This window comes from Affinundibacterium flavidum (assembly GCF_014284175.1).
Taxonomy (GTDB): domain Bacteria; phylum Pseudomonadota; class Gammaproteobacteria; order Burkholderiales; family Burkholderiaceae_D; genus Undibacterium; species Undibacterium flavidum.
Genome location: NZ_JACOGA010000006.1, coordinates 174216 through 188056, shown reverse-complemented (window position 1 = coordinate 188056; position 13841 = coordinate 174216). Strand labels below are relative to the sequence as shown.

Here is a 13841-nt window from a genome sequence, read left to right as displayed (position 1 = left end):
AGCACCCTTGCTCACTTAGATAATACGTCGTTTTCAATACCGCTAAGTCTGTGTGTTTTGATGCGCCTGTATCGTTTTTTTCTGTTGACACCTAAAAATGAATAATGCCATACTTCTCAACAAATTGGAAACGATTCCATATTTTTCCACTGGAATGCAACAAAAGCCCTAAAAACTAGACGACACCGGAGACATGTGCATGCAATTTCTCGACGACCACCCCTGCTCATCAAGCACTAATCCCCCTACTCTCGTACATCAATGGTGGCAATTGGGGCGCGCATTTGCGGTGATCGGGATGTGCAGTATCGTCAGCGCCTGCGGTGGAAGTTCAGCCAGTACGGCCAGTTCGGCGACATCTACAAGCACACCTGTTAGCAACGGCAATTCCACACCTGTGGTCAGTGCCCCTGCCTTGCCGGGCGCTGGCGTACCGACGAATTGGAAACTGGTGTGGGCCGATGAATTTGATCGTAGCGGCTTACCCGATGCATCGAAATGGATGTTTGACACCGAGCGCAACAAGGCTGGGTGGTATAACAATGAAGCGCAATACTACGCAAAAGATCGGCTAGAAAATAGCATGGTAGAAAACGGCTTGCTGACGATTACCGCACGCAAAGAACAGCTTAGCGCAGCACCAGATTTTGGTGGCCAAGCTTACACCTCAGCCCGCCTGCTAACGCGCGGCAAAGCCAGCTGGACTTATGGTTATTTTGAAATTCGTGCGAAACTCCCATGCGGGCTAGGCACTTGGCCAGCCATCTGGACTTTGGGCAGCAAAGGCGTATGGCCTGATGACGGTGAAATCGATATCATGGAACACGTAGGCAAGAACAAGGGAAAAATCTTGGGTAGCGCGTATTCTGCGTTCTACAACTGGCCTAGCGGCACCGGCAACACCAAAGAGACGGTGGTCAATGATGCCTGCGATGCTTTCCATATTTATCAACTGTTTTGGAATCAAGAACAAGTCGCCATCGGCGTCGACAACAAGTATTACTTCCAATTCATCAATCCCAAAAATGGCGATTACAAAAAATGGCCATTCGATCAGCCGCAATATCTGATTCTGAATTTAGCCATCGGTGGCGATCTCGGTGGAACTGTCGATGACAGCATTTTTCCCAGCAAATTTGAAATCGATTATGTGCGGGTATATCAACCGTAATCAACCATAATTAGCCATAGTCAAGCATAATCGATAACCCGCATGAACCTATCCCTGAATAATCCGACAGGCTACGTCGTCAGCAATCCATCAAGCCTGTTTAACCCACAAGCAACGATACAAAGACTGCCCTTATTTGATGGACACGATTGTCTGGTGATCGATGATTTCTTGCGCGAACCGCGAGCACTCGTCGACTTTGCGCAAGAGCAGCGCTATGCATTTCGCTACGACAACGATAACTATTTTCCTGGCGTGGAAATCAATATGGGACGCCAGTTTGCGCTCGCCCTAGAACAATTTTTCATGCTGCAATTACGACCGTATTTCCAAGCTCGACGCCAGCTCGGTGTTGCATGTCGCATGTCCATGACGACTTTACAGCCACCACAGTTACACCCCTTACAAAGGCTCTGCCATCGGGATGCAGAAAGCTCTCCACCCGGCATGGGCATCGCCGCCGCAGTGGTCTATCTGTTCGACCGCCCCGAGTTAGGCGGCACCAGTTTTTATCGACCCAAGCTAGGCATCGACGACACACGTCAATTACTCACTGATCTACAGCACGCATCCACGCAGGTCTGCGATGAGAAGCTACAAGCACCAGCCAGCTATCTACACGCTAGCAATGCGTATTTTGAACTGATGCACACAGTCGAAGCCAAATCGAATCGCGCACTGTTCTACGAAGGAACGATCTTTCACGCCGCGCAAATCGCGCAGCCAACACTGCTAAACGATGATCCAAGTACTGCGCGTCTTGCTTTGAATGGTTTTTTGAAATTTAAGAAATGCGCCTAATCTCACAAATTCAGACAGTTAACGCGCCCACAAATTAGGCATATAATCAGATAATTCGCTCGATTCGAACGAATTAATCATCAGGAATATGCATTATGGAAACTCTGACCTCTAATCAAGCGAAAACGCAATTCGGCGATTTATTATTGAAGGTGCAACGAGCTCCTGTTGAAATCAGTCGCAATGGTAAGGCGGTGGCGGTTATGCTATCGATCGAAGATTACGCCGCATTGGAGACTCTCAAATTACAGCAACTGCAAGACAAAATCCAGCACGCTTTGAATGATATTAACGACGGAAAAATACATGATGGTGAAGCATTGTTGCAATCGCTACTCGATGACAACAATACTTAATTTTTTCAAATGCTACGTCTAATATTTACCGAGCAAGCCAAACAAGACTTGCTTGGGATTCGTCAATATACGCTCAAGAATTGGGGCCGCGTACAAGCGCAAACTTATATCGTTGAACTGCGCACCGCACTACGTCATCTACTCAAACATCCATTACTCGGCATCGATCGTAGTGAAGAGCTGGGTACAAAAATATATAGCTTTCCTCAAGGAAGTCATATGATTTACTACCAACTAGTTCAAACCGATTTAATCGTTTTGGCGATCTTACATCAGACTATGGTGCCAACTCGTCATCTCACCGCCAAAGATTAAGTACATACTGATCTGCTTGTCTCACAGTGAATTCTGTAGCGAAAGTAAAGCTTAGGACTTCCTTGAATGCGACTTGAACAAACAAATAGACTTGAAAATGGTTTTTCCGTAAGGCTTGATTACCGCTGCATAGTGTTCAATCGGTATTGAGTGACTCTACGCCGCAAGAAAAGCAAAAAATGCAGGCCTAGGGTCTGTTGACCTTTATTTTAGTCAAGGCAGTTTCCGCCAACGCAATTCAGGACTTTTCTTATTCACAGCGATGTGAATGAATTCCAAGACGGCGTCCTCTTTGTCGCTACACATGGCTGTATCAAATGATGTTTTGGGCATGAAAGGCTGAGCATTTTTCTTAATTTCTACTGTGCCAGAAATGACTCCACCGCACATGCCCTGACGGTTTGAATTCCCGGGAACGGGCTTGAAAGTCAGGCCGTAAATCGCTCCCGGTAACTGGCAAGTGAGCTTAGCTTCTTTAAGCTCGGTGATCATGCACACTCCAGACTCTGGGCAAACTGTAGGGCGAACCAAGGAACTAAAATCTATGCGTTGCGTACCAGGTGATGGGTCTGAAACGCCCGGCGATTCTGGCTCTACCGAAGCGCGATAGCGGATATTCATTTCTCCGGCTTTGGAATCACATTGGATGATGACTTGTTGCGCCTGACTTTGCGCCGATAAGGCAAGGCTCAGAAGCATCAGGCTCACAGCAGCAATCGCGTTTCGAAACATCATGGTGGCACTCCTTGTTTTGTATCATTTATTTTATCAAGTTAAGATCTGTGAGATCAGATTAATTTTAATTTTATCTAAAAGTATTCATAACATTTGTCATAGATAGTACGTGCGCAAAACAGCGAAGAAGGAAGGCAACGTATGCCGTATGCATCGAAGCGGCAATCAAGATAACTTCAGCTCCGTTTGCATTCGAGCAGGTATTCAGGAATACTCACAATTCTTTATTTTTTGTCAGCGCAGCGAATTCGCTGATTCACTGACTCGCTGTCAATTTTCAATCGGGCATGTATTAGGTTCTGTTGACCTATCCGCCTCAAGCAACTCGCCAAGCTCCGCAACAAGGAAATCATGTTGAAAAAAACTTTCATTACACTACTCAGCAGCACATTGTTTCTTCTACTCAGTAGCCACGCCAACATGGGTCACGCCGATGAAGCAAAAGAATGGGGTAAAGATGTCGCCAAGGGGCAAGATCATCCTTTGATCAAGCGCTTCACGGGTTCATGGTTAACGGGTTATCTGTCAGACGAATGGAATGCGGCGACAATCCCTGTCAGTGCGCAATTAGATAAGGATAGGAAAATCAAAGACAGCCTTACGCTGGAAGGAAAAATAACGCGCCTGATTTATCTGGCACCACGCGGCAAAGTGCCGCTGGAAGTCTATCGTAACTATGAACAGGCCTTGAAATCGGCGGGCTTGAAAACGGGCTTTAGTTGTGAGAATCAATGTTCAAGTTTGTATTCAGCCTGGAGCAAATTAAGCAAACCGACCGACGGATTGCAGTGGGCAAATGGCAGTATCTATACGCCGGATGGCAGTCGCTATAGTCATTATTCGGCCTTAAGCGAAGATAAGGGTTTAATGCTGTATGGCACGCTCAAGAATGCCGGGCAAGAAGTGCACGTCTTGCTGTACACCTCAGTGGCGGCTTACAACGTCACTGGTTTGACGGCGACATTTCTGCAGATCATAGAACCAAAAGCGATGCAGACCGGACAGGTTAGTGTGGATGCGAATGCAATCAAAGCGGCTTTGCAAACCGAGGGGGAAATCGCCTTGTACGGATTATTTTTTGATACGGGAAAAGCTTTAATCAAAGCCGATTCAAAGGCGCAATTAGATGAGATGGCAAAGCTGATGCAAGCGCAAACCCAACAAAAATATTTCATCGTCGGACACACCGACAATGTCGGCAACTTTGATAGCAATCTCACGCTGTCACTACAACGTGCATTGGCCGTGGTAGCCGCCTTAAGCGCTGCTCCGTATAAGATTGATGCGAGTCGAATGACTGCAAAAGGCAACGCCAATCTGGCGCCAGTTGCAAGCAATAACGATGAAGCAGGCCGCGCACGGAATCGAAGGGTGGAGATGGTGGTGCAGTAGGATAAGAGGATGTGTCAGAAGTGCGAACTTAAGAATTACTGCCTAAGAACTAAAACTGGAACTGAGAAGGCGTAATACTGGTTTATCGTGCTTTCTCAGTCCCGGCAAATCTTGCTTAAGTTAACTGAAGCTCTGCCATGAAGTAATTATTTCGGCAAAGGCATGTCTTTTTTCCATTCACTCACGATGCGATCAGCCTTTTCAATTTCCGCTGGGCTCAGGTTCATGGCAATTGCCGTACTACGCGTACTGTCGAGCTTCCCAAGCTTCTCTCCAATTTTGTAGTACAAGTAGGCGAAATAGGCGTCTTTATTCATCCCAATTCCTTTCGCATACAAACTTCCTATACTAACAAAACCCATAAAGTAAGACGTATTTGCAGCTTGCTCGTACAAGCTGATGGCTTTCGCGATGTCTTGCTTAACCCCTGTACCATTTTCATAGAGATCGCCTAGATTATTTTGTGAAAATGCGTCGCCACTTGCTGCGGCTTTTTCATACCAAATTGCCGCTTCGTCCAGATTTTTCTGTACTCCATAGCCAAAGTGCAAATGCAGTGCCAATTGACTTTGCGCATGAACATTATCTTGCAGTGCGGCTAAACGGAAGTACTCAACTGCTTTGGTATCATTCTTCGTCACACCCACACCTTGTTGATACATATACCCCATCTGAACCTGACCAACTTCCGATCCTAAGCTCGCAGCGCGTTCCAGCATTTCCCGGCCCTTGGACACATCAACTGTTACTCCTTTCCCTTCTCGATACATCCAACCTAAGGCGGCGATTGCATCTTGATTCCCATAGTCTGCAGCTTTCTTCATCCATTCTGCGGCCAATTTTTGATCGACAGGAACATCAATACCTTCCCCGTAGATTTGACCTATAAAAAAGGCGGCATCTAAATTTTTCTGATTCGCTGCTTGTTCTAACCAAGTCAATGCCGACTTACCGTCGCGAGCAACGCCGTTGCCGCGCAAAAATAGACGACCGAGAATGACCATTGCATCGGTATTTCCATGGAAGGTAGCGAGTAAAGCCCAACGGAAAGCTTGTGCATAATCTCGCTCTACATTTGTGCCCCCAAAATAGAGTCTAGACAAGGCTAGTTGTGCCTCATCGTAGTCTTGTAGCGCAGATAGTTTGTAGTAATTCACAGCCTGTGCCACATCTTTGCTCACCAGATTGCCATTCAGGTAGTTCTTTGCAAGATTGTAGTAAGCATGTTTATCACCTTTGGCGGCAGCTTTTAAGAACCAATCAAACGCAATCTTTTCATCCTTCGCGACGCCTGCTGCGTCGAGGTACATACTACCGACGAAATTGATCGCTTCGGCGTCGCCAGCATTCGCGGCAAGAGTAAAAAATTCCAATGCACGCTTATTGTCTTTCCGAACAACATCGCGATATCCACGATAGTAAGCTACACCCAATTCGGTATTGGCTTTAGCAAAACCTAGTTGCGCACTGCGGCTAAAATTTTCATAGGCGACTTTGAAATCTCCACGATATAGCGCATCGATACCCTCCACGTAAAATTTTTCATTGGCTTGCAAACGACTCAATTCGGCAAGTGCTTGCATATAAGTGGATTGATTACGCGTGCCATTATTCTTTATCCACGAAAAGGCCGCCTTTGCCTCATCTTGTCGCCCTTCTGCAAGATGTTTTTGTCCGATAAAAAACCACATATCGTTGGCATACAGCTGTTGCGTATCCTCAGAAAACCGTTTGAGGTAAGAGGCTAAGTTTTCTTCAGTAGTTTTACCCAATTGAAATGCCAGCAAAGGTCGAGGCCAAGGTCCATCTTGCATATCCGTCGCGGCAGCGAGGATCTCGGCGGGTAGTGCTTTTCCCGCACGTTGATACAGGGCCACCACATAAGCGAGATCCAGTGCAGAAATTGACTGATCTTCACTCTTAGCTTTTCCGTGGAAATACTTATTGATTAAACTGATTGCGGTATCTGTTTTTGATTCATAAAAATTGGCCCACGCAAAGTCCCTCAAAGAGGTACTAGTTTCACCCAAGGCCGCTTCGGCTTCAAACAATTTCATACTCTTATCGTACTTGCCTGCGGCGAAATAGAACCTCGCCTGACAGAGCTTCAAGCCTGCTACTTTTTCATCTGTCAGTAACATAGCTTCCACTTCAGCCTTCGCACCTTGGATTGATTTACTGCCCATTTCGGCAACCGGAATGGCGGACAACAACATGTCACAAAGCTCTGACACATTGGCATCTTCTTGTTTAGTTTTACGTAATTTTTCGGCAGCGACTTCGATTTCACCTATCGTTCTAACCGCCTCTAGCTCTCTCATCGTCAAAGCATTCAGGCCTGGCTTAATCAAGCGCCGTTCAAACACCTGAAAACTTCCCTTGGTGAACTTGCTTAACTCTTTCGCCTGTTTTTGAAATGCCGACATTTCTTTAGCACTTACTTCCTTCGCTTTCACTTGATAGTCAGAGATGAAATTGAAAGAGTTGCCCATAGCAGACATTTCTTCATGCAACTTAAAGTAAGGATTATCGAGTTTCTTCGCACTTGGTAATTCAAACTCGCGCACCGTCTCTGGCCAAGTTAGATTGAAATAATGACGCCCATGAAACCGATTTACAGGCAATTCAAACGGATAATTACGAATGATTTTTTCTGGTATGCCTAAAGTGTCATAAATAATTTGCGTATCATATTCGACGCTGTATTTGCCATCTTTATGCGTCAATACGTTAAGCAATTTATAGCGCGCCTTGATTTCAAAGCGATTGTCTTCAGGATAGTCTTGAAAGCTGGGATCTTTGTCTAAGGAAATCTCCATATACAACTTTTCATAAATGCCCAGCATCGCTTTTTTGAATTCGGACTTTGTATAGCTTTGGAATTTCTGGCGCGCCCATTCGGCATAATTGCCACGGTAAACTTCACGTGTCTCTAAAATCGCCTCACCATCCAAATTCAAGATCTTCATATCTTCACGATGTTCATAGTGCACCGTGGTTTCATTGCGTGCAGGCAGCATCAATAAATCTTTGGTCGCTGCATCCACGACCAAACCTGCAGCTTCTGGAAACGCTGGCGTCAACTTATCAATCATCGCAGTCTGGTTGGTGCGGGTTGGGTCAACGTAATAGGTCTTATCCGCTATTTTTAGCTGGACGATGACGTGATCAAATACAGCGGGAGAGGCTTGCATTTTTGCCGGGCTTTTTGGTGCCTGTGCTGAGAGCAAAACGGGATGTGCTTCTATACCTAATTCCGCTAACAGACTCACGAGCAGATAACTTTTGTCTTTGCAATCGCCATAACGTCGCTTTAAGACGGTCTCTGGTGTTTGCGGGCGGTGCGAATTTTCTCCTATCGACACACTAAAATAGCGCACTTCATTTTGCACCCATTGTAAGGCTGCACTGGCTTGTGCCATAGGATCGGTCTTGCCGGCAAAACTTTGTGCCAGCTTCTTCAGCTCCGCACTCTTAGTCACTTTCGGAAACAAACTATCAGCCCATGCACCGACTTCTTGCCAATTATTGTATTCAGAAAATTGCAAAATCCGAATAGGCATGTAACTCTTAGGGATCGACGGTTCATTGTCGAGAGCTTCTATGGCCTTACCTTCGAAGCGAATTCGCTCAATATCGCCAATCACATCAATTTGCGGTTTAAGCTCGTCTTTGATGTAATCTCCGAGCTGACGCCAAATTAACGGGCGATTGCGCGGATGCAGGACGGTAACGCGGCGGAGTTCAGTTAATGAACCTCCGTCCCAGTAGAAATCACTGGTCCAGCGTTTCCCAAAGACAGGGTTTTCTCCATCAACGCTGTAGATAATCCATAAGGTGTCACCGACTCGCACATCATCAAGCAGCAACTGCACCGTAGTGGCGCCACCCATCATGCCAATTTCGATGGAGGTTTCGCGTTGCAACAGGCGTGTATTCACAGTCGCGGTTCTATCGATAATCTGAGCACCGCGCAAGATTGCCACTTTGTGCAAATTTAATTGTTGATACTTAGGGAAATAATTGATGCCAAATTGTCCAATAGAACCAAGGGCATTTTGATCATTGACCTGAATTGCACGATTAATCAAGACCGAAGGTGAAGGTCCAGCCCAGGCCTGCGTTTCATTTAATCGAACGACGACAGGTTCTTTGCTTAGCGTTGCTGGAATGTCGGCTAAACCCTGGGTCCACTGTGGTAGAGCCGTTTTTCGGCTAAAGCTAGCGCTTTCTTTTTTGGAAGTCGGTGATGAAGATTTGGTGACTTGAGCTTGTGCAACAGTGCTGCCGGTCAAAAAAATTGCCAGCAGGATGGAAAATAGACGCATAAGTGAATGGGATAAGATGTGAAAGATAGCGATGTCTACATTGGTGTCCGTGACAAGATTCGCTTCAAATAGAAACTTCAACAAATATTATATAGCCGTTCTTCTTTGCACAAACTCAAAAACAAGGACGAAAACAAGAAATCCATAGAAAAAGCCCGCCCCTAACGGTGGCGAGCTTTTGGATTTCCTCAGCGGAAAGGATGGGTTATGGTGAGCCTGAACTTCCCTGCCTAGCCAGTACGAAGTAGTGGGCTGGAATCAGCCATAGGCTTGGCCATACAATTGGCACGTATATAGTCAAGATGAGATGGCATCGCATCCACGCATTTACATATCACTGCCTGCGTGTTGTGCAGGAAACCGGCGATTTCTTCTGGACTGCGTTGATCGACTACGGGACTATAACGACGTGGTCGCAGTCCTTGTCCGTGCATCACTTGTAGCCAGCTGTCCTCAGGAAATAGCTCTTCGTTTTCGCGCAAAATTCGTCCGTGACTGGCGAATAAATCGAGCTTGATTTGCAAACTCTCGGGGACGTCCATCTCACGACAATAGCGCCAGAATTCAGAGTCATCGCGTTGATTAACTTTGTAATGCAAAATCAGAAAATCGCGAATCTGTGCGTACTCTTTGTCGGTGAGTCGATTGTAATTATCGATATCGACCTGATCAAAATCTTTATCGGGAAAGAAAGTAATCAGGCGCATTAAGCCCGTTTTGACCATGTGAATACTGGTCGATTCTAGTGGCTCCATAAATCCGCCAGACAAACCGATGGCGATACAATTTTTGTTCCAGGCCTTTTTGCGTTTGCCAGTAATGAACTTGATCTGACGTGGTTCTGCCAATGCTTTGCCGTCCAGATTATTCATTAAGATGTCTTGTGCTTGCGCCACATCCATAAAATTGCTGGAAAACACATGTCCGTTGCCAATACGATGTTGCAAGGGAATTCGCCATTGCCAACCTGCACTGTGTGCGGTTGAGCGGGTATGTGCTTGCGCTGAACCAGCCAAGCTACACGGCACAGCGATCGCAGTATCGCATGGGAGCCAATGACGCCAATCTTCATAACCGGTCTGTAATGCTTTCTCGATCAACAGACCGACCATGCCAGAGCAATCAATAAAGAAGTCGCCATGAATTTTTTCACCATTTTCCATGACCAGCGCATCGATATAGCCATCGCTCTCACGCAGCAAAGTTTGCACAATGCGGCCTTCGGTGCGTTTTACACCGCGTTGCTCGGCATAGGCGCGCAAATATTTTGCGTAGAGACCAGCATCAAAATGATAGGCATACGATAAATCGGATAAAGGCGAATTAGGCAAATCAGGACGTCCTACACTGAATTTCCCTAGCATGCTGGCAACCGTATTAATGGAATAAGGTTCCAATCCACCTGCCATGCCCATCTGATTGAGCTTGAGCCAATAATGGTAAAAATTAGCGGTCGGTTGATCGCGCCCGACCGAACCAAAGCCATGAAAATAGGTACTGTTATTGATGCCCCAATTAACAAATTCTATGCCTAGCTTGAACGTGCCTTGCGTGTGGCGGATGAAATCGTTTTCATCTATACCCAGATGCATATTGAAATTGCGTATGCTGGGGATGGTTGCCTCACCGACACCAATGGTAGAAATTTGATCTGATTCAACCAAACGATAACGATAATGATTCGGCAGCAATTGTGCGAGAGCTGCGGCACTCATCCAACCGGCAGTGCCACCACCAACGATCACGATATCTTGTATTCGGCGTTCTGTCATTTGTGTTCCATGCGGTGTTTTGGTTTGATTCTATATTCTAATTCGGGTGAAAAAAATCTATGTCGTGCAATCATCAAGATTACACGACATAGAGAGAAACGCCCCAGGAATATTAATAGTTAAAACCGAAACGGATACCAAACATACGCGGTTCGACTGGTGCCGAATTCATCTGCGCGCCAACACCTGAGCCGCGCCAGTACACGGCCTTGCTGTCTGCCGCATTGCGTACAAACAGTTCGGCGTGCCATTTATCTTCTGGCGCATCTAAGCGTACCGAAGCATCGACCAGTGCATAGGCTTTTTGATAGCGTCCTATATGTTTGAACTCATCATTACGCACGTCAAAATAGGCCTTATCGCGCCAATTCGTTTTGATGTACGGCGTAATGCTATAACCGCTAGGCAAATCAAATTTCTGTGAGAAATGCAGCATGAAGGTGCGTTTCGGCGCATTTGGCAAACTGTTATTGGTAACGTCATACAGACGTTTTCCATTATCAGGACCTAAACCAGCGTAAGGTGCAGGGCATGGTGTGTCGCCAAACTCTACCCGCGCATCACAGTTGTAATCATCACTGTAAGAACCGTAGTCATGAATCTTGGTATCGAGCAAAGTGAAAGCGCCACCAATTTTTGCACCCGGCCATGGTTTGTAATCCCATTCAACTTCTAAGCCGCGAATCTTGGTATTACCGACATTAATCGTGCGCCAGGTTTCGTACACGTCGCATTTTGGTTGATCGGACGTACAAGGTACAGGCGTAATGTATTTTGCGACGAAATAGGTATTGGTTAATTGTTGATCCTTATAATTCATCGCAAAAGCGACCGCGGACAAACTCAAAGTATTGTCTAAGAATTTGCCTTTATAGCCCAATTCAAAGTTGGTGACCAACTCTGGTTTGTAAGGCAAGAAAGTCTCAACATTCGGTTTACCATCCGCACATTTGCGTGCGTCTGGGCCGGATGCTGAACCACCGCAGGCCAAAGTGCGATCGCCGAAACCACCAGCTTTGTAGCCTGTCGCCAGTGCTGCATACGCCATTTGATTTTCATTGATTTGCGTTTGCAAACCTAAACGCCAAGTCATTTTTCGCCATGAATCGGTATGATCATTTTTGCTTGGTGTGCCATAGCCTGCATAAGCTGCTGCGCTACCACCCGGACCGTAATTCAAGTCATTACCTTGTGGCAGGTGGTAGCCAGGCGTGCCCGGTGTTCCCGGATCAAAGCCGCCGTTGTAGAACTCTTTTTGCCCCCACCAGCCGCCGAGGTTTAAACCGTCTTTATCGGTCTTTTTGTCCACGCTGTAACGCAGACCTGCAGTCGCAGTCCAAGTTGGTGCAAACTTCCAATCGGCTTGGGCAAACACCGCTTTGGCGTCAACTTGGCGATCCGGTTGCGCATAGAATGCGCCAGATGCGAGACCCACTGGTGCGCGATACAAATCAACCACTTCATAGTTAATTTGATTCTTCTCGTGCATCCAGAACAAACCAGCCACATATTGCAGATCGCCTAAGCGTTGCTTCAACTGTAGCTCGTGCACCGTGGACACATATTTAGAATCGACCGTTTGTTGATATTGGTCTGCTAGAGGCCAAGTACCCCAGTTATTACCACCCGCAATGCGTGGATGATCTTGCGTGATCTGGAACGGCAATGCAGTTTGATTACCTTTATCATTGTCATATAACTGACTACGGCGTTGATCTGCTAAAGCGAAGTTATAGTCCAAGCTAGCGTCATTGCTGATATTCCAATTTGAACCGGCACGCAAAGTGCGTATCTTCATGTCGGTCATACCCGGCACGTTAATTTTCAGATCAAAACGTCCCCAACCCGCTGGGCAAGCATAGCGTGTACCTTTAGTCGATTCGCAGTCTTTAAACGCAGTACCTCCCGCGCTGGAATCTTGAAACTCTTCATAGGTCGCGTGCAATTTCCAATCTTTATTCACTTTGTACAAAGCGGATAAACGCGCAGCCCATTCATTTTGATTTGTGTAGTAGTCGCTAGGATCTACTTTGCGATTCCAGCGTTGGATATTGTCTGGTATGCCGTCAGGTATCCAGCCTTTAGATGGCAAATTCGCTTCGCTGAAATCTTGCATTTGATTTGCATAGCCATCACGCGTCACTTTCATGATCGCTGCGCGCAAAGCCAACTCGTTGTTGACTTTAATGTTTTGTATCGCGTGAACCTGACGCTTGTTATAGTTGCCGAGTTCAACTTCTGCGCTACCGTAGTTGCCACTGAAATCAGGCTTAGCGGAAATCACATTGATCGTACCGCCAGTAGAATTACGACCGAACAAAGTACCTTGTGGGCCGCGCAGGACTTCAACCTGCGCAACGTCAAACATCAAAGCTTGTGCGCCTTGTGGACGTGGGGAATACATACCGTCGACGTGGAAACCAACCGCTGGATCGCCAATCTCGGTCGTGTTGCTGGAAGTGATACCGCGGATAGTGACCTGAATCGCGGAGTCATTCGATTGCACGATGGTGACGTTAGGAATTTCGTTCGCCAAATCTTTGGCACTAGTGACGCCCATGCGCGCCAGGCTTTCTTGATTGAAGGCGGTGACTGCCAACGGTGTGCGTAACAGTGAGGTTGAATAGCGGGTCGCGGTTACGTTGACTTCTTGGATCTTATCGGTTTCTTTGCTTTCTGCTTTCTTACCACTAACTGGCTCGTTAGTTTTGCTCTGCTCGCTTACTTGTTGCGCTTGTGCATGTGCATGTGCGGTCATCAATCCACATGCGCCTGCAACTGCCACGCTCATGAGGGTTCTTTTCGTTTTCAGATGAAACATTTTGTCTCCTTGTTGAGATAGGCTTTTCGCACTACCCGCTTTTATTCGCTATTATCAGGCGATATGTTCGCCAATTGTTTGCCGAATGTTTGCTACATAGTCGGCATTTTTGAGCTTGTTTCTAATTGATTCAACTTCTCTACTGGCCTT

The 13841-nt window shown here is 46.5% G+C and carries 9 protein-coding genes; 5 read left to right on the top strand and 4 right to left on the bottom strand.

The window, feature by feature from the left end:
* Positions 1–199 precede the first annotated feature (199 nt).
* The 4 genes from H8K55_RS08165 to H8K55_RS08150 all read left to right on the top strand — a co-directional run bounded on the left by H8K55_RS08165 (position 200) and on the right by H8K55_RS08150 (position 2643).
* Positions 200–1171 (top strand): glycoside hydrolase family 16 protein, encoded by a 972-nt coding sequence (locus H8K55_RS08165; RefSeq protein WP_230408529.1) that lies wholly within the window; start codon positions 200–202, stop codon positions 1169–1171.
* 42 nt (positions 1172–1213) lie between these two features.
* A complete protein-coding gene (locus tag H8K55_RS08160) occupies positions 1214–1972 on the top strand; it encodes a DUF6445 family protein (RefSeq protein WP_186941585.1) in 759 nt (252 codons plus the stop codon).
* A 95-nt stretch (positions 1973–2067) separates the two neighbouring features.
* Entirely contained in the window at positions 2068–2328 is a 261-nt protein-coding gene (locus tag H8K55_RS08155) for a type II toxin-antitoxin system Phd/YefM family antitoxin (protein WP_186941584.1), read from the top strand.
* A 9-nt stretch (positions 2329–2337) separates the two neighbouring features.
* A complete protein-coding gene (locus H8K55_RS08150) occupies positions 2338–2643 on the top strand; it encodes a type II toxin-antitoxin system RelE/ParE family toxin (protein WP_186941583.1) in 306 nt (101 codons plus the stop codon).
* Between the two features lie 213 nt (positions 2644–2856).
* On the opposite strand, the gene H8K55_RS08145 is transcribed toward H8K55_RS08150, so the two are convergent.
* Positions 2857–3378 (bottom strand): hypothetical protein, encoded by a 522-nt coding sequence (locus H8K55_RS08145; RefSeq protein ID WP_186941582.1) that lies wholly within the window; start codon positions 3376–3378, stop codon positions 2857–2859.
* A 354-nt stretch (positions 3379–3732) separates the two neighbouring features.
* On the opposite strand from H8K55_RS08145, the gene H8K55_RS08140 reads away from it, so the two are divergent.
* Positions 3733–4770: an OmpA family protein gene (locus H8K55_RS08140; RefSeq protein WP_186941581.1), complete on the top strand. Its 1038-nt coding sequence runs from the start codon at positions 3733–3735 to the stop codon at positions 4768–4770.
* A gap of 146 nt (positions 4771–4916) precedes the next feature.
* Here the strand turns inward: H8K55_RS08140 and H8K55_RS08135 are convergent, their stop codons facing one another.
* The 3 genes from H8K55_RS08135 to H8K55_RS08125 all read right to left on the bottom strand — a co-directional run bounded on the left by H8K55_RS08135 (position 4917) and on the right by H8K55_RS08125 (position 13661).
* The gene (locus H8K55_RS08135; RefSeq protein WP_186941580.1) at positions 4917–9098 is read right to left on the bottom strand and encodes a DUF3857 domain-containing protein; all 4182 of its coding nucleotides are present in this window, start codon (positions 9096–9098) and stop codon (positions 4917–4919) included.
* 230 nt (positions 9099–9328) lie between these two features.
* Complete coding sequence (locus tag H8K55_RS08130) at positions 9329–10870, bottom strand: tryptophan halogenase family protein (RefSeq protein WP_186941579.1); 1542 nt, start codon at positions 10868–10870, stop codon at positions 9329–9331.
* A 112-nt stretch (positions 10871–10982) separates the two neighbouring features.
* Positions 10983–13661: a TonB-dependent receptor gene (locus H8K55_RS08125; RefSeq protein ID WP_230408528.1), complete on the bottom strand. Its 2679-nt coding sequence runs from the start codon at positions 13659–13661 to the stop codon at positions 10983–10985.
* Between the last annotated feature and the right edge of the window lie 180 nt (positions 13662–13841).

Coding starts and splice junctions, on each gene's coding strand:
- H8K55_RS08150 (WP_186941583.1), top strand. CDS start 2,338: ATGCTACGTCTAATATTTACCGAGCAAGCCAAACAAGACTTGCTTGGG.
- H8K55_RS08130 (WP_186941579.1), bottom strand. CDS start 10,870: ATGACAGAACGCCGAATACAAGATATCGTGATCGTTGGTGGTGGCACT.
- H8K55_RS08145 (WP_186941582.1), bottom strand. CDS start 3,378: ATGATGTTTCGAAACGCGATTGCTGCTGTGAGCCTGATGCTTCTGAGC.
- H8K55_RS08135 (WP_186941580.1), bottom strand. CDS start 9,098: ATGCGTCTATTTTCCATCCTGCTGGCAATTTTTTTGACCGGCAGCACT.
- H8K55_RS08160 (WP_186941585.1), top strand. CDS start 1,214: ATGAACCTATCCCTGAATAATCCGACAGGCTACGTCGTCAGCAATCCA.
- H8K55_RS08125 (WP_230408528.1), bottom strand. CDS start 13,661: ATGAGCGTGGCAGTTGCAGGCGCATGTGGATTGATGACCGCACATGCA.
- H8K55_RS08155 (WP_186941584.1), top strand. CDS start 2,068: ATGGAAACTCTGACCTCTAATCAAGCGAAAACGCAATTCGGCGATTTA.
- H8K55_RS08165 (WP_230408529.1), top strand. CDS start 200: ATGCAATTTCTCGACGACCACCCCTGCTCATCAAGCACTAATCCCCCT.